The following is a 20,448-nucleotide window of genomic DNA, read 5'->3' as shown; positions in this document are numbered from 1 at the left end:
CAGGACAGGACAAACACAATGAACAAGACGCTTTACTCCGCGACGTCGGCGCTTGCGCTGGGATTGAGTGCACCGGCCTGGGCCCAGACGGCGACATCTCCCGCGCAGGACACCACCGCCGCGCAGACGACGACCGAGGACCCCGCACCCGCGACGCTGCCCACTGGGGCCGAGCCGACGCAGGACATCGTCGTCACCGGCATTCGCCGCAGTCTGCAGGACGCGCGCGCGTTGAAGCGCGACTCGATCGGGATCAGCGACGCGATCTCGTCCGAGGATATCGGCAAGTTCCCCGATCAGAACCTCGCCGAATCGCTCCAGCGCGTGACCGGTGTGCAGATCACCCGCAACAAGGGCGAAGGGTCGCGGGTTGCGCTGCGCGGGCTCGGGCCGAGCTTTACGCAGACCTTGTATAACGGGCGCCAGATCGCGACGCCGGGCGGCGGGCGCAGCTTCTCGTTCACGTCGCTCAGCTCCGACTTCGTCAGCGCGGTCGAAGTGCTCAAGTCGCCGACCGCCGAAATGGTCGAGGGCGGGCTCGCCGGATCGGTCAACGTGCGCGTCGCCCGGCCGCTCGATGCCGGACGCAATGTCGTCGCGGTGACCGCCGAGGGGATCTACGAAGAGAACCCCAAGATGGCGACCCCGCACGCGTCGCTGTACGTCAACCACGTGTTCAGCGACTCGTTCGGCGTCAACTTCGGCGTCAATTATGAGCGGCGTGGCGTTTTGCAGGCGGGGTTCTTCGGGTACGGTGCTGAACTCGGGATCGAGAACCGTCGCAATCCGCCACGCGACTACAACCGCGATGGCGACCTGAACGACCAGTTCCGGTTCGACCACACGACCAACCTGGTCGCGCAGGACGGTACGTTCGAGCGCAAGACCGTGATCGGCGGCGTTCAGTTCAAGCCGACCGATACGCTCAACCTGTACGCCGACGGCTTCTATTCGGACTTCCAGGACAATTCGATCTACAACGAGCATCAGGTCCGCTTCACCAACATCCAGGGCCCCAATTCGGGGATCGTCGGAAGCGCGAACGACGGTTCCTTCCTGACCTTCCTTGACGCCGACGGGGTTGATCACCGGTCGGACACGCGCGTGATCCGTACGCGCGACAAGCTGTATACCGCGGCGGTCGGCGGGATCTGGAAGAACGGGCCGCTGACGGTCTCGTCCGAGTTCACCTTCTCGAAGGGGGACCGGAACGCGCAGAATTACGGCTTCGGGATCAACTCGCGCGCATCGGCCTCGTATGACTTACGCGACGGCATCGGCAACCAGCCCAACGTGGCGTTCAATCGCGGGTACGATCCGCTCAATCCGTCGACCTTCAACCTGTTCAGCTTCGGCGGCGATTACAATGCGCCGAGTTCCGACCGCAATTATGACGGCCGGCTCGATGCGAAATATGCGTTCGACGGGGCGGGCTTCTCGGGCGCGTTCAAGGTCGGCGGGATGTTCGCCAACCGCAAGAGCAGCTTTTCCTCGAGCAATTTCAACATCAATTCGACGCAGCTCGCCAGTGCGCTCGGCCAGACTTACAATCCGACGATCGAAGGCGGCAGTACGTCTGCGTCGCAGATCCTTTCCGTCACCGATTACTCCAAATTCGTCGGGGATTCGCTCGGACGGTATCTGGCGCCCGACCTGGACAAGTTCTTCAGCCTCGTACCGTTGTCGCGCGTGCTGGAAATCTCCCCCGCAACCGCGCAACCGGCGCGGGATTATGCAGTGACCGAGCGGTCGTTCGAGGGGTATGCGCAGCTCGACGTCAAGGCGTTCGACAATCGGCTTAACGCCAATGCCGGGCTTCGCGTGGTGCATACCGACCAGACGTCGACCGGCTTTGCGGCGGACCTGACCTCGCTGTTCGTGCGGCGGGGCGGGGTCACCACCGTGGTCCAACGGACGTCGCCGGTGGCGATCGACAATTCGTACACCGAGTTCCTGCCGAGCCTGAACCTGTCGTATAACGTCACCGACTCGCTCAAGGCGCGCTTCGCCGCGGGCCGCACGCTGACGCGGCCGGATCTGGGGTTGCTGTCGCCGTCGATCAGCGTGGATGCCAACACGCGCGCGATCAACGCGACCAACCCGAACCTGAAGCCGTATCTGTCGTCGCAGCTCGACCTGTCGCTGGAATATTACTTCGGCGGCAGCGGCCTGTTGTCGGCGGCGGTGTTCTACAAGGACGTCAAGAACTTCATCGTCCGGACCAACTCGCCCGCGCAATATACCGTCCAGCTGGAAGAGGGCGGAACGTTGTTGCAGGACTTCACGCTGTTCCAGCCGCGCAACGGCGCGAGCAGCAAGATCAAGGGGTTCGAGCTTGGGGCGCAGGTGCCGTTCACCTTCCTGCCGGGGGCGCTCGACGGGTTCGGGGTCATCGCCAACTTCACCTATCTCGATCTCGGCGACGTGGTCGTGACGCAGGACCAGCCCGCGATCCCGATCTCGGGTGCGTCGACGCGGAGCTACAATATCGCGGGCTATTATGAGAAATACGGCTTCGGGCTGCGCGCCTCGTACAATTACCGCAACGGCTTCGTGAACGATCCGCGCAGCACGTTCGGCGACGGGGATTATCAGCGCGCTTACGGGCAGCTCGACATCTCGGCGAGCTACGACGTGACCAAGAAGTTCTCGCTCAACGCGGACATCACCAACGCGACCAACGCCAAGACGATCAACGTCACCAACATCGGCTTGTTGCGCAACATCCTCGATGTCGGCCGCCGGTATACCGCGGGCGTTCGCTTCCGCTTCTGACGCTACGGGCGTCGCACGAGGACGGGGGCAGGGGCGGGCTGCGGTTCGCCCCTGTCGTCGTGGCGACGATCACTCGCGGCGGAGGAAGATCCAGTAGCCACCGGCGCTTGCGGGTTGGATCCGGACGGTCAGTTCGCGGTGGCGATCCCCGAAATCACCGATGTGCGTGAATTCCAGGTCGAGCGTGCCGGCGGCGCTGGCGCGTTCGACCCTTCCGCGAAAGTCCGGATTGTCCATGCACGGCGCGACGCGCCCGAAGAAGTCCAGTCCGATCCGATCGTGCATCCCCGACCCCGACAGCCGCCGTTCCGCCGCGCTGTAATAGGCAACGGTGCCATCCACCCCGAGCCGGATCGCGCCGAACGGCAGGTCGTCGACCACCGACGGCGGGAGCGCTTCGATCGCGCGGGCGAGCGCGGGCGTGTCGAAATCCGGGAGGGCCGGTTCGGCCGAGGTGTGCTCGTCCATCAGCGCTGCTGCACGACGGGATGGCGTTGCAGCACGACTGCGCCGACGATCGTATCGACCAGCGTCCCATCGACCGAAAACGGCAGCAACAGCCGTTCGAACGTTTCGATATCGCCTTCCCCCAGATCGACGCGTGCATATTCGTAGGCCGGTTTCCCGGCCAGTGCGCAGCGGCGGTAGGCGGCTTCGCGTGCCGCCAGCGTATCGGCACCGTCGAGCGGGAGCGCATCCAGGCCGCCGGTCTTTCCGGCATACTCCGCAAGCGCATCGTGCAAAGTCGATCCGACGTGCGTGAAGGTGAACTCGATCGGACTCTTGCACAGGTCGATCGTCGCGATGAGGATGCGGTGCGGTTCGTGGCAGGCCTCCAGCGTGAACCGGTCGAAGACCGGCATCCCCGCCCCGCCGCGGATCGCGCGCCAGTGATCGAGCAGCGTCCGCGCGCACTGCGACTTCACGCGCAGCGCGAGCCTCTCGATGCGCTCCTCGTCCGACGCGCGCTGGCTGGCGGCGATGAGGACGCGGCGGACGGCATAGTGCAGCCCGGCCGGGCTGAACGGCTTGCGCAGCACCGTCTCGCCAGCGGGAATCTGCGCTTCGTCGCCCCCGGTGATGAATACGCACGGTATCCGGATCCCGGACGCGTGGATCGCTGCGACGAGGTCCACTCCGGACATGCCGGGCACGTCGACGTCGGTGACGAGAACGTCGATATGCCTGGCGCGTGCGATGCGCAGTGCGGTCTCTGCGTCCCTCGCGACGAGAACCTCGAACCCGCGATCGGACAATCCCGCCGCGAGAATGTCGGAAAGGTCGGGATCGTCATTGAGGAGCAGGAGCGTCTCGAACGCGGTTTCGGCCAGGGTCTCCTCGACCGGATCATCCGGCGGTGGGTGGGCCGCGACGTCGCGTTCGGTGGCGCGCGGAAGATATAGGGAAAAGGTGGTGCCGCGGCCGACTTCGCTGTCGATTCGAAGCGCCCCGCGTGACTGCTGGATGAAGCGTTGCACCATCGTGAGACCAAGGCCCGTACCCTTGCCGCGCGCCTTGGTGGTGAAGAACGGCTCGGTCACGCGGCGCAGCGTTGCGCCGTCCATGCCGGGGCCGGTGTCCGTCACCAGGATCACCACCGCGTCGTGCCCGCCCAGTTCGCGGGGATGCGGTGGTCCGGCGGTCGCGGGGTGGGCCGGGGCGTTCCGAACGACGATCCGCACTTCGCCGCCGCCCGGCATCGCGTCGCTCGCGTTGGTGGCGAGGTTGAGCAATGCCGCTTGCAACTGCGTGGGATCGACCAGCGTCGGCCACGCGTCGGGCGCGCAATCGATCATCAGCGCAATGTTGCGGCGGACGCCATGCGACAGGAGATCCGAAATCTCGGCGATTGCGGTTGCAAGATCGACCGGCTGCGGCATCACGTCCTGCAAGCGCGTGAAGGCGAGCAACTGGCGGATCAGCGTTGCGCCGCGCTCGGCCGCGCGCTGCCCCATGGCGACGATCTGCTGGATCCGCGGGTCCTCCGTACGGTGTTCGATGATCGCGAACCCGCCGAGCACCGCGCCCAGAATATTGTTGAAATCATGCGCGATCCCCGACGTCAGCTGGCCGACCGTCTCGAGCTTCTGGCTTTGCAGTTGCGCCGCCTGCAGCGTTTCGAGACGCGCGATTTCCGCCGACAGGCGTGCGTTGGCGCGGTGAAGCGCCACGGTGCGGTCGTGGACGCGGCGTTCCAGATCGGCGGTCAGTGCCCGAAACTGCGCCTCCCGCTCCGCCACCGTGCGCACAAATTGCGCGGGTCCGATCCGATCGTGGAAATAGCAGATCACGGCGTATTGGCTGTCGGGCAGGGTGACGCGCTCCATCCACCAGCCGCCGGGGTCAAGGGCGCGGGCGGCGGCGTCTGTCGTGCTTTCCTGGTCGATCCCAGTCTCCAGCGTGCGGCGCACATCCGCGACCGCCGCGTCCGCCAAGCGTTCGGGCCAGATCGCCCGGAGACAGTCGCCCAGCGGACGTCCGATCGGCGCGGGAATCGAGGCAAAGGTCCGTTGCGCGCCACGACTGAGCAGGCGCAGCGTCCCATCCGCATCGATCAGGCAGACGCTGAACGGGGTGTCGAGGATGAGCGCCTCGAGCGGCGCGACCTCTCGTTGCGGCAGGGTATCGTCTGGACCGATCGTGCGGAGCATGCGCGGGCGCGCGGGCTCGCACACCCGCTCCCTCTGCATTGGCCCCCGATCATGGCCCGTGTTTCCCGCCTGGACCACCCTTCGCTCCCGTCGGATTGAGCCATTGTCGAAACGATGCCGCACGTATCAGGCTTTGGCTATGCGCGAATCCGGCACTAGCACCAATGAACGAAGTGCGGGATCGGTCACCATCGCGATCATCGTGTGTTACGAGGCAAGGCTCCGCGTCGGCGCGGTTAGCCAAGGGGTTGAGCATCCATGAAAATCGCCATCGTCGGAGCCGGGATCGCCGGAATGTCCTGCGCCTCTGCATTGCAGGCCGGTGGCCATGCGGTTGCGCTGTTCGACAAGGGGCGCGGCCCCGGCGGGCGGATGGCGACTCGGCGGGTCGAAAGCGCGACCGGTCTCGTGGCGTTCGATCATGGCGCACAATATTTCACGGCACGCGATCCGGCGTTTTCGCATGCGGTCGCGCAATGGTCCGCGGCGGGTGTCGTTGCGCGGTGGCCCGCTGCGGGGGAGGATGCCTGGGTCGGCACGCCGGGGATGAACGCGCTCGTCAAGGCGAGCGCGCAGGATCTCGACGTGACGTGGAACAGCCGAGTCGAGGCGATCGCGTCCGTTGACGGCGGCTGGCGGCTCGCCCCCGTTTCCGAGGGTCTGTTCGATGCGGTGATCGTCGCGACCCCCGCGGAACAGGCCGTCGGCTTGCTCGCGCCGCTGGACGCGACGATGGCGGCGGCGGCGCGGGATTGCCCGTCCGCACCGTGCTGGACCGCGATGGTGGCGTTTGCCGACCGCATCGCGCTGGCCGAAGACGTGCTGCGGGATCGCGGCATGATCGGCTGGGCAGCGCGCAACAGTGCCAAGCCGGGCCGGAGCGGGGCAGAGGCGTGGGTGATCCAGGCGACACCCGAATGGTCGCGCGCGCATCTCGAGGATGCGGCAGAGGATGTGGTCGACGTGCTCCTGTCCGCGCTGGCGGGCGAAGCGACCGCGCCCTTGCCGGAAGCGACCGTGCGGATCGGTCATCGCTGGCGCTATGCGCGGGTCCATGCCCGCGACGACGGCGCGCTATGGGATGCGCACCGCAAGATCGGCGCAGTCGGGGACTGGCTGCTCGGCCCGCGCGTCGAAAGCGCGTGGATGTCCGGCCAGACCCTCGCGGACCGGATCCTCCGGCCCGCGCGCGTTTGACCTCTTCAGTCTGACCCGCTCGTCTCGAGCACGTACTTTCTGCGCTCGACCGTATCGGGCATCCCCGCGACGATCCGCTGGTCGACCTTGTAATCGCGCGCAATCTCGCGGGCGGTCATTTTGGCGGACATCATCACCGAGGGGGTTCCGCCACCGGGCTGCGTCCCCTGACCGACGAGATACAGGTTGGTGACGTCCTCGCTGCGATTGTGCGGGCGGAAGAAGGCGGTCTGCGTCAACCGTGGCTCGACCCCGAACCCGTTGCCGGCATAGGCGCCGAGCGTCCGTTCGAAATAGTCCGGCGTGACGAAGCTGCGATACACCAGCCGCTCGCGCAGGTTCGGGATATAGCCGCGCTCGTCGAGGAAGGTCAGGACCTTCTGCGCGAAGCCTTCGCCGACCGCGTCCCAATCGACGTCGCCCAGCGTGTTGGGGACCGGGATCAGCGTATAGGCCGCATGATGCCCCGGGGGCGCCAGGCTCGGGTCGGTCATCGTCGGAATGTGGAGATATTGCGAGAAATCCTCGGCGAGGATCTTGCGTTCGAAAATGTCGGTGAGCAATTCCTCGTAGCGCGGCCCGAGGATGATGTTGTGGTGGCGCAGATCGGGGTCGCCGTCGCGCATTTCATACCCGAAATAGATCACCATCAGGGACATGCTCTGCTTGCGGAACTTGACCACCGCGTCGCGATTGATCCGGCGATGCGCCTTGTCGATCAGCTTGAGGTAGGTCGTCGCATAATCCCCGTTCGAAACGACCAGATCGGCCGCCAGGGTCTCGCCCGACGCGAGCGTCACGCCGGTGGCGACGCGCTTGCCGCCGCGCTTTTCGACGTCGATCCGCGCCACTTCGGCGTTGAGGCGGACGCTGCCGCCCAGTTCCTCGAACTTGGTGATCATTGCCTTGACCAGCGCGCCCGTCCCACCCATCGCGAAATGCACGCCCCAAGTCTTCTCGACGAAGTGGATCATCGCATAGATGGCGGGGACCTTGAGCGGGTTGCCGCCGATCAGCAGCGGCTCGAAGCTGAACACCTGCCGCATCTTGTCGCTCTTGAAGTATTTGCTGATGAGCGAGAACAAAGGCTGGATCGCGCCGAGCTTGAGCAGATCGGGAACGACCCCGACCATCGAACCCAGGCTGCCGAAATAGGTATAGCCGAGTTCGAGGAACCCGCGCTGGAAGATCGCCCGCGCGGCCTCATGGAAGCGTTCGTACCCCTCCAGATCCTCGGGCGCGAGCCGCGCGATCTGCGCGCGGACGTTCACCGGGTCGGCATCGTAATCGAAGAAGGTGCCGTCGTCGAAATAGATGCGATAGAAGGGCAGGACCGGGACGATCTCGAGATAGCGGCTGGTATTCGGGCCGGCGCTGCTGCCCGTCAGGATGCGTTGGTCATCACCCAGCACGTCATCGGGGAAATCGGGCGCGGTCAGCATCGCCACGTCGCGCTCCAGCGAGAACAGCTCCTCGATGAAATGCGGCACGGTCAGCACCGTCGGGCCCATGTCGAAAGTGAACCCCTCCGCGCGGCGGACATAGGCGCGCCCCCCGACGTCATCGAGCTGTTCGACGATCTGCGTATCGAACCCGAGACTTTGCAGGCGGATCGCACAGGCGATACCCCCGATCCCCGAGCCGATTACGATCGCGGTACGTCGTGTCATGGAATGGCCGTCTCTTTGTCAGAACGCTGGAACGGGAAAATACGCGATCGAGTCCCGGTGGTGTCGTACGATTGCGCGAGAAACGGGTGCGGTGAATCCACCGGCACCGGCACTCGAACGCCTGCCTGACCACTGCGTCCTACATGTGGTTTTGGGTAACGGACCGCAAGCCCCCGTTCGCTCGGTATCGCGATGGTCGGGAGGCCGCGCCTGTGTGAACACTCAAAGTTAACTCTCGGTTCGTACTACCAAAACCTTATCCGAGTGAGGGTTGTGACGGTGTTCCACGCGTTTGATGAAATCGATCTGGGTGCGCTTGCGCGCATGCCGCTGGAAGACCTGGATCGTCTGCCGTTCGGGGTCGTCGGGTTGGACTCGGAGAAGCTTGTCGTCGTGTACAATGCGACCGAGGCGGGGATGGCAGGACTTGCCCGCGATTCCGTGATTGGCCTGCCGTTTTTCGACGCGGTTGCGCAATGCATGAACAATTTCATGGTGGCGCAGCGGTTCGAGGATGAAGCCGAGCTCGACGAGATCGTCCCCTACGTCCTGACCTTGCGGATGCGTCCGACGCGTGTCCGGCTACGGTTGCTGGCGACGCCGGACGCGCCGCTGCAGTACATCCTGATCGAACGCTGAGGCGGTATGGACGCAGACCTGTCCCGGGAGCACGAGCAACTGCTCGAATTCCTCTACGCCTGTCCGGTCGGATTGGTGGAATTCGACGCCATGGGGGCGATCACGATGATCAACCCGCATGCGATGAAACATCTGCTGCCCGTTGCGGGGATGCGCGACCCGGGCAATCTCTTCGCGATGCTGGAGGGGTGCGCACCCGAGCTGCGCAACCTGCTCGCCGATTATCCCAAGGAGCGCGGGGGGATTTGCGAGGGGCACCGGATCGCGGTCGACATGGCGGCACGGCGCAGCGGCAAGGATCCCAAGGTGCTTGCCTGCACGATGATCAAGCTCGGGCCGAACCGCGCGATGGCGACCTTTTCGGACATTACCGTGCAGGTCGCACAGGAACGTCGCCTGAAGCAAAGCGAGAGCTGGTTCGGATCGCTGATCGCGGCGGTCAACGATTATGCGGTGTTGTCGATTTCCGCGGACGGCGTGATCGAGGGCGCGAATGCTGCCTTTGCGCGCCAGAACGGTTGCGCGGCGGGCGACGTGACGGGCGTTCCGCTCGACCAGATCGTCAGCGTGACGCCCGGGTCGGGCGTGATGACGGTGGCGGACCAGTTGCGGCTGGCCGAACGCGACGGATGGTATCTCGATGAAAGCTGGCAGGTCCGTGGGACGGGTGAGCGGTATTGGTGTCAGCGGCTGTTCGCGGTGCGCCCCGAGCTCGACGATCGGAGCGCGCCCGGTTTCTTCGTCGTCCTGCGCGACGTAACCCGCGACGCGTCGGACACGTCCGATTTGCGGCGGATGCTGCTGTTCGATCATCTGACCGGCGCAGCGAACCGCACGCACTTTCTGCAACTGTTCGAGCGCGAGCAGCGGCGCTGGCGTGATGCACGCCAGCCGTTGTCGCTGATCCTGCTCGATGTCGACCACTTCAAGTCGGTCAACGATGCTTACGGCCATCCGACCGGGGACGTCGTGCTCAAGCAGCTTACCCAGCTTTGTAGTGCGACGTTGCGTCCGTCGGACCTGTTCGCGCGGCTGGGCGGGGAGGAGTTCGCGGTCCTTCTGCCCGACACGGCACTGGTACAGGCGGTCGCCATCGCCGACCGCCTGCGCGAGGCGATCGAGGCGCTGGTAATCCCGGTGGCGGCTGGTGCGGTGCGGATCACCGCAAGCTTCGGGTGCGCGGCCGCAACCGACGCCTGCGGGACGGTGGATGGCCTGATCGAGCTTGCCGACGTGCAGCTCTATGCCGCCAAGCACGGTGGCCGTAACCGCGTCCACGGCCAAGCGCACCGATCGGTCGAAGCATGACCGCGGCGCCGATCGCACGTCCGGCGCTTCGGCGGATCGTCGCCGCACTGGTCGCGGACGAGACGAACCGGTCGCGGGGGCGCGTGGGTGGCACAAGCGGCAGCGTTCGCATCGAGGATCCGTTCGCCTGGACCGACGACTGTCGGTTGTCGGTCGGCGGCTTGCCGCTTGATTCGCTCGAAACCGTCAATGCGGGGGCGGCGCTTTACGAGATGTTCGGCCTTGAAGGGCTGGAACAGGAGGCGAAGCGCGGTCCGCCCTCCACCGTCGGTCACTGGCTGGATGATATCTCCACGGTGCTGCTCGGGGAGGATCCGCGGCTGACGCTGATGACCTCGGGGTCGACCGGGCGCGCAAAGCCGTGCGTTCATGCCATTGCCGACCTGCTGGCCGAAGCCACCTATTTCGCGTCCGTCCTGCCGCAGGTCCGGCGGATCGTGGCGCTTGTGCCGGCGCATCATATCTACGGGCTGATCTGGACCGCGCTGCTGCCGGAAGCGCTCGGCGCGCCGGTGGTCGCGGCGTCCGTCCTGAGTTTTCCCGCGCTGGAGGCGGGGGACCTGATCGTCGCAGTGCCGGATCAGTGGGGCGCGATCGTCCGGTCGATCCGGCGCTGGCCGGCGGGCGTTTGCGGCGTCAGCGCGGGGGCGCCGCTGTCGGATGCGCTGGCGGAGACGGTGCGCGCAGCCGGGGTCGAGCGGTTGTACGACGTTTACGGCGCGTCCGAAACGGGTGGTATCGCGTTGCGCTGCGCGCCGGGATCGCCGTACCGACTGCTCCCGCGCTGGCAATTCGCTGCTCCGATCAACGGCGCGGATGCGGTCATCGTCGATGCGGGCGGGCGTGAAGTGCTGCTCCCGGACCGGCTCTCGATCGCGCTCGACCATGGTTTCGCGGTAGCGGGGCGTCGCGACGGCGCGGTGCAGGTCGGCGGCATCAACGTCTGGCCCGAACAAGTCGAAGCGGTGTTGCGACGGCATGTCGGCATCGCGGATTGCGCGGTCCGGCTGAGCGGGCAGAACCGGTTGAAGGCTTTCGTAGTCCCCAGCGGCGTGGGGGATGAAGCGGCGCTGACGGCGGACATTGCGCATTACGTGCAAAGAGTCCTCCTTCCAGAACAGCGCCCGACGGCGTACGCTTTCGGGCCTGCTTTGCCGCGAAACGCAATGGGCAAGGTGTGTGACTGGTCATGAGCTTTATGCAGACAAATGCCTTTCCGACGGCTGAGGACCCATCCTCTGCTGCGCGCTGTCGGGGATGCCGCGACGGCGCCGCGCTGCCGTTCGGCTTCACCATGGCGTTTCAGCCGATCCTGGACATCGCGGCCGGGCGGGTGTGGGGCTATGAAGCGCTGGTGCGCGGGACTGCGGGGGAAGGGGCTGCGGCCATTCTCGCACAGGTCAGCCCCGAGCTCGTTTATGGGTTCGATCAGGCGTGCCGGGTGCGCGCGGTCGAATTGGCCGGGACGCTGTTTCCCCCCGACCCTGCGGTGAAGCTGTCGATCAATTTCATGCCCAACGCGGTGTATGAGCCCAACGCCTGTATCCGCGCGACCCTGTCGGCGGCGGCGCGGGTCGGGTTCGACCCCAACCGGCTGATGTTCGAATTTACCGAGAACGAGAAGATGCGCGATGTCGGGCACTTGCGGAAGATCATCGCCGCGTACCGCGCCCAGGGGTTCACGACCGCGCTCGACGACTTCGGGGCAGGCTATGCCGGGCTGAACCTGTTGACCGAGCTCAAGCCCGATCTGCTCAAGATCGACATGGCGTTGATCCGCGACATCGACCAGTCGGCGACCAAGCGCGCGATCGTCGGCGCGGTCGTCACGATGGCACGCGATCTGGGGATCGTCCTGCTCGCCGAGGGAATCGAAACCGCGGCGGAGCTGGCGACCGTGCGCGCGTTCGGGATCGACCTGTGCCAGGGATACCTGCTGGGACGCCCCGCGTTCGATATCGCAGAGCAGGTTACCCCTTCAGTTTTCGGGTAAACGCGTCGAGCGTACAGAGGCCGACGACGCCGCGCGCGCGACAGCCGGCGATCGGCACGATCCGACGATATGGCGCGCGTGCGGTGCCCGCCCGCAGTTCCTCGAGCGATTGCGCCCGGTAGCGCGCGCGGACGAAGATGTTTCCGGCGGTGTCGCGCAGGCGCTCGAGCAGGATCGCGCCTCCGGGCACGGGATCATCCGCCGCAATCCCCGGAACCCGCCAGTGCAGCCCGAGCAGCCCGGCAAGGTTGGCAATGTTGGTGTCATGCCCCGATATCATCGCGATCTGCGCCGCCGCTGGGGCTGCGTCGGTCAGCCAGCCGACGATCCGCGGTGACAGGCCCGCCATGTTGCGCGCGGCGAGATACGGCGGCCGGGCGAGGATCGCGAACTCCAGCGCATGGAACGCGCCGAAGTCGGTGACGTCCTGCGCGCTGGCGCGGCCCCAGCCGACGTCGGCGGCAGGCTTGCCATCGGCATATTCGAGCAACAGAATCTGCGCCGCGGTCGATGCCCGGTCCAGCGCACCGGCAAGCTTCGGGCGCGTCCGTGCGGTTGCCGGCGTGATCGTCGTCGGGTCCTTCGCGACGCCGCATTGCGTGTCGGTCGTGCGTCCGCACAGCACGGCATCGAGCCGGGCGAGCAACGGCCGCATTCGTGCCTCCGTCGCGGCGATGCCGCCGGGGCCGACCGCAGCGTCGATCGCGGCTTTGGCGCGTGCAGCGTCGAGCGGGGCGTGGCCGTCGTCGATCTGTGCGAACAGCGGGTCGGTCGTATCCTGGGGCAGATGCTCGATCGGAACGCCGCAACCGGGGGTAATTCCGCGCGCATACTGCTCGGCGGTTGCGATCGTGCGCTGGTCGCTGTCGGCGAGCAAAGCGATCCTTCCAGCGCAACCGTGCGCCGGAAGGAGCCCGCCCGCGGTAAACGCTGCCCGATCCGACGCGGCGATCGCTTCGACCGCGGCGGCGCCATGCGGGGTGAGCCAGCCCGGGGCGACTGGCCAGCGCGGCCACGGATCCTGCGCAACGCCCAGCGGCATCGGCTGCGCCTTGGTCGGGGGGCGGATACCGTGCCGCATCACCACCACGACTCGGTCGACTCGGAGACCCGCGACACCATCCGTCGGGGGGGCGGCAACGGATGCGGTGAACGCGGCGGCGCCGACCACGGCGCTTGCCATCCCCTTGCGCCAGGACGCGCCAAGGCGTCGTGTGATCGTCATCTCGTTTCTCCCCACCGCCGCCATGCCTGCGTCATGTTACAGCCGTGCGGCGGTCCGCATAACGGTCAGGGAAGCGCAGGCATCATGTCCGCGACCTTGGTGATGAGCTGGTGCAGCGAGAACGGCTTGGTCAACAATTCCATCCCCGGTTCGAGATGCTTGTCGCCCAGCGCCGCAGGTTCCGCATATCCGGTCACGAACAGCACCTTCAGGTCGGGGCGCAACAGTCGGGCGATGTCCGCGACCTGGCGTCCGTTCATGCCGTTGGGCAGGCCGACGTCGGTGATCAGCAGATCGATTTTCGCGCCCGACTGCAGCACCTTGATCCCGGCGGCACCGTCCGCCGCGCCGATCACCGTATAGCCCAGCTCGTCTAGGATCTCGTCGATCAAATGCCGAATGCTGGCTTCGTCATCGATCAGCAGGATCGTCCCGCCACTAACGGTCGCCACTGCCGCGTTGGCCGAAATGATCTCTTGCGGCGCCGCCGCGCCGGCGTGCTCGGGCAGATAGACGCAGATCGTCGACCCCTGGCCAAGCTCGGACAGGATTCGCACCTGTCCGCCGGACTGGCGTGCGAATCCGTAGATCATCGACAGGCCCAGCCCGGTGCCTTGCCCGATCGGCTTGGTGGTGAAGAACGGTTCGAACGCATGTTCGATCGTCTCTGCGGACATTCCCGTACCAGTGTCGGTGACGCAGACCGTGACATAGCCACCGGGCGGCAGATCGCGTTCGAGCGCGGAGGGTTCGTCGAGCAGGACGTTGCTCGTCTCGATCGTCAGTTTGCCACCGTCCGGCATCGCGTCGCGGGCGTTGATGCACAGATTGAGCAACGCATTCTCGAACTGCGTGGGGTCGATCATCGTCGTCCACAAGTCGGGAACACCAACGATACGGATCGCGGTGGAAGGCCCTACGGTACGGCGCAGCAGCTCCTCCATACCTGCGATCAGGCAGTCGATGTTGGTAGGGCGCGGATCGAGCGTCTGACGGCGCGAGAACGCCAGCAGACGCTGCGTCAACGACGCCGCCCGACGCCCGGCCTGCTGCGCGGCGGCGATGAAGCGGTCGGCGTCATCGAACCGACCTTGCCCGATGCGCAGTTCGAGCAATTCCAGATTGCCCATCACCCCGGTCAGCAGATTGTTGAAATCATGCGCGATGCCGCCGGTAAGCTGGCCGACCGCTTCCATCTTCTGCGCCTGGCGCAACTGTCCTTCGGCCAATTCGAGCGCGCGGGCCTGGACCTTGACCTCGGTCGCATCGCGCCCGACCGCGATGATCTTGCCGTCTCCCGGCCCCGCATTCCATTCGAGATCGCGATAGCTCGAATCCTTGTGGCGGTAGCGGTTGGCGAAGCGCGCTACGACCTCTCCTTCGCTGATGCCTTTGGCCGCCGCGACCGTGCTCTCCAGGTCGTCGGGATGGATGAACGCAAAGAAGGGCTGCCCGACCAGCTCGTGCTCGGACCAGCCGAGGACGCGCTTCCACGCCGGATTGACCGCCTTGATCGTCCCGTCGAAATCCGCGACCAACATGACATCCGACGACAATTGCCACAGCCGGTTGCGGTCGGTCGTGCGGTCGGCGACCTGCTGCTCGAGCGTCGCGTTGAGATCGAGCAAATCGGCTTGCGCGCGGAGCAGCGCGGCGTCGCTCAGCACGCGATCGGTCGTCTCGTTGGTGAGGATGAACAATCCTGCGATATCGCCCTTTCCGTCGAGGATCCGCGAATAGGAGAAAGAGAACCACGTGTCGGCGGGGCCGCGATCGGTATCCAGTTTCCACGGCAGGTCGTTGAACCGCTGGCTACGCCCCGCGAACGCTTCGTCGATGATCGGCTTGGCCTGCTCCCAGGCATCCGCCCAGACCTCGGCGAAGGGCGAGCCCATCGCCCACGCGACGCGCGGTCCGAGTAGCGGAATGTAGGTTTCGTTGAAGAAGAAGCTCAACGTGTTCGCGCCCCAGACGAGGATCATCGATTCGGGGGAATTGAGGATCGTGCTGATCTGCGATTTGAACATGTCGGACCAGCCCGCAGGCTCACCCAGCGGATGATCGGACCAGTCGCGTGCCAGGATGAGGCGGGTGGCCTCGCCGCCGCCGGCAAGGAACCGGAGATCCGGCGCAAGCGCGGCCGGGTCACGAACATCGGTAGAGATCATGATACGCTCTTACAGGTCCAAGCGACGGATCGCTTGGAAAAAAAGACTCGTTTATTGCACGGCGCCGGACCTCATGAAAAAGGGCCCGGATTGCTCCGGGCCCTGATCCTACCACACGCTTTCGCGTGAAGGATGTTAGTCGCGATCACCGGTCAGGAAAGCCGGCGCGAACTCGGGCGCGGGGCCGTCGTCGTCGCTCTGCTTCTCGCTGCGCGGGGCACGCTCTGCGCCACCGGCACCGCCGCCCGAACCGCCGTCACGGCGCGGACCGCGACCACCGTCGCCGTCACGACGCGGGCCACGACCCTCACCGCGACCACCGTCACCACGGCCACCGCCGCCTTCGCTGCGCGGCGGACGACCACCGTCGCCATCACGACGCGGGCCGCGACCTTCACCACGACCTTCACCGCGCGGACGCTCTTCGCGGGCAGGGCGGGTGTCTTCGATCTCGGCACCGGTTTCCTGGTCGACGACGCGCATCGACAGGCGAACCTTGCCGCGCGGATCGATCTCGAGGACCTTGACCTTGACTTCCTGGCCTTCGCTCAGGACGTCCGAGACCTTCTCGACGCGCTCGTTCTTGATTTCGGACACGTGGACGAGACCGTCCTTGCCACCCATGAAGTTCACGAACGCCCCGAAGTCCACCAGGTTGACGACCTTGCCGTCATAGACCTTGCCGACTTCGGCTTCCTCGACGATGCCCTTGATCCACTTGATCGCGGCGTCGATCTGCGCGGTGTCGGACGAGCTGATCTTGATCAGGCCCTCGTCGTCGATGTCGACCTTGGCGCCGGTCTGCGCGACGATCTCGCGGATCACCTTGCCGCCGGTGCCGATCACTTCCCGGATCTTCGACTTGTCGATCTGCAGCGTCTCGATCCGCGGCGCGTGCGCCGACAGCTCGGTACGCGTCGAATCGAGCGCCTTGTTCATCTCACCCAGGATATGCGCACGGCCTTCCTTGGCCTGCGCCAGCGCGACACGCATGATCTCGTCGGTGATGCCGGCGATCTTGATGTCCATCTGCATCGTGGTGATGCCGGCCTCGGTCCCTGCGACCTTGAAGTCCATGTCGCCGAGGTGATCCTCGTCGCCCAGGATGTCCGAGAGAACCGCAAAGTCCTTGCCCTCGAGGATCAGGCCCATCGCGATGCCCGAAACAGGACGCTTGAGCGGAACGCCCGCGTCCATCATCGACAGCGAACCGCCGCAGACCGTCGCCATCGACGAGGAGCCGTTGCTCTCGGTGATGTCCGACAGGACGCGGATCGTGTACGGGAACTCGTCCTTCGACGGCAGCACCGGATGCAGCGCGCGCCAGGCGAGCTTGCCATGGCCGACTTCACGACGGCCCGGCGCACCGAAGCGGCCGACTTCACCGACCGAATAGGGCGGGAAGTTATAGTGGAGCATGAAGTTCTCGTAACTCAGGCCGGTCAGCCCGTCGATCATCTGCTCTGCGTCCTTGGTGCCGAGCGTGGTCGTGCAGATCGCCTGCGTCTCACCGCGGGTGAACAGCGCCGAACCGTGTGCGCGCGGCAGGAAGTGCACCATCGCTTCGATCGGACGGATCTGCGTGGTGGTGCGGCCGTCGATGCGCGTGCCATCCTTGAGGATCGCGCCACGGACGATCTCGCCCTCGAGCTTCTTGACGAGCTTGCCCGCTGCCATCTGGTCCTGCGGGGCTGCATCGGCGAACGCCTCGCGTGCCTTGGCGCGGACTTCGTACAGCATCGTCGAACGCTTCGACTTGTCGGTCACCTTATAGGCGGCGGCAATGTCGGCACCGACGAGCTTGCGCAGCTTGTCCTTGGCGGCGGTCAGATCGCTCTGCGCCGGCATTTCCCACGGATCCTTGGCAGCCTGCTCGGCCAGATCGATGACGAGGTTGCAGACTTCGCGGCACGCCTTGTGCGCGAACTGGACCGCGCCGAGCATGACCTCTTCCGAAAGCTCCTTGGCTTCGGATTCGACCATCATCACGGCATCGCCGGTCGCGGCGACGACGAGATCGAGCTCGCCCGCCTTGATCTGCTCGACGGTCGGGTTGAGGATATACTCGCCATCGATGTAGCCGACGCGGGCTGCGCCGATCGGGCCCATGAAGGGGACGCCCGAGATGGTCAGCGCAGCCGATGCTGCAACCATCGCCAGCATGTCCGGCTCGTTCTCGCCGTCATAGCTGAGAACCTGGCAGATCACGTTGATCTCGTTGTAGAACCCTTCCGGGAACAACGGGCGGATCGGACGGTCGATCAGGCGGCTGGTCAGCGTTTCCTTTTCGGTCGCACCGCGCTCACGCTTGAAGAAGCCACCGGGGATACGGCCGGCAGCCGAATATTTTTCCTGATAGTGAACGGTCAGCGGGAAGAAGTCCTGGCCTTCCTTCACCGACTTGGCGGCGGTCACGGCGCAGAGCACCACGGTCTCGCCGAGCGTTGCCATCACGGCGCCATCAGCCTGGCGCGCGACGCGGCCGGTTTCCAGCGTCAGCGTCTTGCCACCCCATTGGGTGGTTACGGTCTTGGTATCGAACATGCTTTTTCCTTCAACACCGCCGGCCGGATGCCGACGGGGCCACTGTGCGGACTAACCGGTCCGCGCGGTCTGGAGCGCTTGATCGCTCCCGACGGAAGGGCCGAATTGCCGTTCCCTCTGCACTTCCCCGGCTTTAGGCCGGGGTCCAGGTGCGCAACGTCGCGTAAAGGGCCGCTGCGCCCGAACTTGTTATGCCCGATGTCGGGCCTGAATGCCAAAAGGGGCGACCTTTCGGCCGCCCCCCGGTGTTACTTGCGAAGACCGAGCTTCGCGATCAGGTCGAGATACCGCTGACCGTCCTTGTGACGGAGATAGTCGAGCAGCGAACGCCGCTTGTTGACCATCATCAGCAGACCGCGACGCGAATGGTTGTCCTTCTTGTGGCCCTTGAAGTGCTCGGTCAGGTTGCGAATGCGCTCGGTGAGGATCGCGACCTGGACTTCGGGGCTGCCGGTGTCGCCTTCGACGCGGCCATGTTCCTTGACGAGCGCGTCCTTGCGCTCTGCAGTGATCGTCATTTCAATCTTCCTTCGACATCGTCACAGGTTGAAGCCGCGAACGACGCGGACCTGGCGGTCCTGAACCTCCACCAGAGCAACCGGACTGTCGTCCAATGTTGCAAAGTAGGGGCCATCGTCTGCGGCGATCCCGACCAACACCCGCCCCTGTCGGAGCAGCCCTGCCTGATCGGGGGTGAGGGATAGAGCCGGGATGTCGTCCAGCCCCGCCCTCAACGGCAGGAGATTGTGTTCAAGGGTGCGCGCTTGGCCGAATTCGGCCAGTTTGTCCAGCGATATCGCGTGCGACAGGTCGAACGGCCCGGCCTTGGTACGGCGGAGCATGGTGACATGCCCGACCGTGCCGAGCGCGATCGCGATGTCGCGCGCGAGCGAGCGGATGTAGGTGCCCTTGGAGACATGCGCGGTGAGGGTGATCTCGCCCAATTCCTCCCCCGGCGGGGGAGGGGGACCGCCAGCCTCCTTCAGGCTGGTGGTGGAGGGGTGATCGCTGGCCGCAGCGCGCTGGGCTACCCCTCCACCATTCGCTGAAGTAGCGAATGGTCCCCCTCCCCGTGCCGGGGAGGAATGAAGGGCGTGGATCGTCACTTTGCGGCTGGCGAGAACGACCTCCTCGCCGGCGCGGGCGCGATCATAGGCGCGTTCGCCATCGACCTTGAGCGCGGAATAGATCGGCGGCACCTGCTCGATCGGCCCGGTGAATTGCGTCAGCACCGCCTCGACTGCGGCGCGGGTCGGGCGCACGTCGGAGGTGGCGATGACCTTGCCTTCGAGGTCGAGCGTATCGGTCTGCGCGCCGAACCCGATCGTGAAGTCGTAGATCTTGTCGCTGTCGAGCATCCGCCCGGCGAGCTTGGTCGCCTCGCCAAGCGCGATCGGCAGCACGCCGGTCGCGAGCGGATCGAGCGTGCCGCCGTGGCCGACCTTGATCCCGCGCTTGCTCGCATCATAGCCCGCCGCGCGCAGGGCGCGCTTGACCGCGGTGACGCCATCGGTCGACCCGAGTCCGAGCGGCTTGTCGAGGATCAGCCAGCCATTGATGCCGCTCACAGGCCGCCCAGTTGCGCAAAGCCCAGGAAGAAGTCCGCGACCGCGGTCGCGATCGGGCCGATCACGCGGCGGACGATATCCGCCTGCGGGCTGATCATCGGCAGCACGAACAACAGGACCAGCAACAGCGGGAACCCGAAGCGCGCGAGCTTTGAATATTGGATCGCCGCCGCGCGCGGGAGCAGCCCCTGCACGACATGCCCGCCATCGAATGGCGGCAGCGGGATCAGGTTGAACACGCCGAGGAACACGTTGACCAGCACGAAGCTGTAGAGGCTGTCGAACACGAACCCCGCAACGGTATGCGGGGCGCCCTGCGCCGGGATGCCGCCGTGCAACCCGACGAACGCACCCAGCGAAAGTGCCGCGAACGTCGCCAGCACGAAATTGGTCGCCGGACCCGCCAATGCGACCAGCATCATGTCGCGGCGCGGGTTGCGCAACCGCATCGCATCGACCGGCACCGGTTTTGCCCAGCCAAAGATCGGCGCGTGCGCGATCGCGAGGATCATCGGCAGCACGACCGTGCCGATCGGATCGACATGACGGATCGGGTTGAGCGTCAGCCGCCCGAGCCGGTCCGCCGTCGGATCGCCGAAGATCCGCGCGACATAGCCGTGCGCGACTTCGTGGAAGACGATCGCGATCACGAGGGGGATGAGCCACACCGCGATGGTGTAGGGCAAATTGGGGTCGGTCATTCGGGTCCG

Annotated in this window: 15 protein-coding genes; 6 read left to right on the top strand and 9 right to left on the bottom strand. The window is 65.7% G+C overall.

Going from position 1 to position 20,448, the window contains the following annotated elements; all coding sequences use genetic code 11:
* Positions 1–18: 18 nt before the first annotated feature.
* Positions 19–2,775 carry a TonB-dependent receptor gene (locus tag ABIC16_RS18465; protein ID WP_354292182.1) on the top strand — a complete coding sequence of 919 codons (2,757 nt, stop codon included), beginning with the start codon at positions 19–21 and terminating at the stop codon, positions 2,773–2,775.
* 69 nt (positions 2,776–2,844) lie between these two features.
* Here ABIC16_RS18465 and ABIC16_RS18460 read toward each other — a convergent pair whose 3' ends face one another.
* Positions 2,845–3,243 carry a hypothetical protein gene (locus ABIC16_RS18460; protein WP_354292181.1) on the bottom strand — a complete coding sequence of 133 codons (399 nt, stop codon included), beginning with the start codon at positions 3,241–3,243 and terminating at the stop codon, positions 2,845–2,847.
* On the bottom strand, positions 3,243–5,426 hold the full coding sequence (locus ABIC16_RS18455) for an ATP-binding protein (protein WP_354292180.1): 2,184 nt from the start codon (positions 5,424–5,426) through the stop codon (positions 3,243–3,245). The genes ABIC16_RS18460 and ABIC16_RS18455 overlap by 1 nt, the downstream gene beginning before the upstream one ends.
* Positions 5,427–5,684: 258 nt before the next feature.
* On the opposite strand from ABIC16_RS18455, the gene ABIC16_RS18450 reads away from it, so the two are divergent.
* Complete coding sequence (locus ABIC16_RS18450) at positions 5,685–6,623, top strand: NAD(P)/FAD-dependent oxidoreductase (protein ID WP_354292179.1); 939 nt, start codon at positions 5,685–5,687, stop codon at positions 6,621–6,623.
* A 5-nt stretch (positions 6,624–6,628) separates the two neighbouring features.
* Here ABIC16_RS18450 and crtI read toward each other — a convergent pair whose 3' ends face one another.
* Positions 6,629–8,293, bottom strand: coding sequence for a phytoene desaturase family protein (gene crtI / locus ABIC16_RS18445; protein ID WP_354292178.1), 1,665 nt, complete (start codon positions 8,291–8,293; stop codon positions 6,629–6,631).
* A gap of 279 nt (positions 8,294–8,572) precedes the next feature.
* Here crtI and ABIC16_RS18440 point away from each other — a divergent pair, with 279 nt between their 5' ends.
* Genes ABIC16_RS18440 through ABIC16_RS18425 form a run of 4 tightly spaced genes read left to right on the top strand, consistent with a single transcriptional unit; the run spans position 8,573 to position 12,233 of the window.
* Entirely contained in the window at positions 8,573–8,932 is a 360-nt protein-coding gene (locus ABIC16_RS18440; RefSeq protein WP_354292177.1) for a phosphonate transporter, read from the top strand.
* Between the two features lie 6 nt (positions 8,933–8,938).
* Entirely contained in the window at positions 8,939–10,240 is a 1,302-nt protein-coding gene (locus ABIC16_RS18435; protein WP_354292176.1) for a diguanylate cyclase, read from the top strand.
* Complete coding sequence (locus tag ABIC16_RS18430; protein WP_354292175.1) at positions 10,237–11,433, top strand: AMP-binding protein; 1,197 nt, start codon at positions 10,237–10,239, stop codon at positions 11,431–11,433. The genes ABIC16_RS18435 and ABIC16_RS18430 overlap by 4 nt, the downstream gene beginning before the upstream one ends.
* On the top strand, positions 11,430–12,233 hold the full coding sequence (locus tag ABIC16_RS18425) for an EAL domain-containing protein (RefSeq protein WP_354292174.1): 804 nt from the start codon (positions 11,430–11,432) through the stop codon (positions 12,231–12,233). The genes ABIC16_RS18430 and ABIC16_RS18425 overlap by 4 nt, the downstream gene beginning before the upstream one ends.
* Here the strand turns inward: ABIC16_RS18425 and ABIC16_RS18420 are convergent.
* From ABIC16_RS18420 to ABIC16_RS18395, 6 genes are all read right to left on the bottom strand, one after another.
* The gene (locus ABIC16_RS18420; protein WP_354292173.1) at positions 12,211–13,458 is read right to left on the bottom strand and encodes a histidine-type phosphatase; all 1,248 of its coding nucleotides are present in this window, start codon (positions 13,456–13,458) and stop codon (positions 12,211–12,213) included. The two genes, ABIC16_RS18425 and ABIC16_RS18420, sit on opposite strands and share 23 nt — an antisense overlap.
* Before the next feature lie 65 nt (positions 13,459–13,523).
* Positions 13,524–15,626, bottom strand: a complete 2,103-nt coding sequence (locus ABIC16_RS18415) for a hybrid sensor histidine kinase/response regulator (RefSeq protein WP_354292172.1) — start codon at positions 15,624–15,626, stop codon at positions 13,524–13,526.
* Positions 15,627–15,761: 135 nt separating this feature from the next.
* A complete protein-coding gene (pnp, locus tag ABIC16_RS18410; RefSeq protein WP_354292171.1) occupies positions 15,762–18,170 on the bottom strand; it encodes a polyribonucleotide nucleotidyltransferase in 2,409 nt (802 codons plus the stop codon).
* Between the two features lie 248 nt (positions 18,171–18,418).
* Entirely contained in the window at positions 18,419–18,688 is a 270-nt protein-coding gene (gene rpsO, locus ABIC16_RS18405; protein ID WP_010160983.1) for a 30S ribosomal protein S15, read from the bottom strand.
* 21 nt (positions 18,689–18,709) lie between these two features.
* Complete coding sequence (gene truB, locus ABIC16_RS18400) at positions 18,710–19,738, bottom strand: tRNA pseudouridine(55) synthase TruB (RefSeq protein WP_354292170.1); 1,029 nt, start codon at positions 19,736–19,738, stop codon at positions 18,710–18,712.
* The gene (locus ABIC16_RS18395) at positions 19,735–20,439 is read right to left on the bottom strand and encodes a site-2 protease family protein (RefSeq protein ID WP_354292169.1); all 705 of its coding nucleotides are present in this window, start codon (positions 20,437–20,439) and stop codon (positions 19,735–19,737) included. Before ABIC16_RS18395 ends, truB begins: the two co-directional genes overlap by 4 nt.
* Between the last annotated feature and the right edge of the window lie 9 nt (positions 20,440–20,448).

The organism is Sphingomonas sp. PvP055 (assembly GCF_040546365.1).
In the GTDB taxonomy this organism is placed as follows: Bacteria; Pseudomonadota; Alphaproteobacteria; order Sphingomonadales; family Sphingomonadaceae; genus Sphingomonas; species Sphingomonas echinoides_A.
The sequence above is the reverse complement of the archived record's forward strand: the minus strand, read 5'-3'. Positions and strand labels throughout refer to the sequence as shown.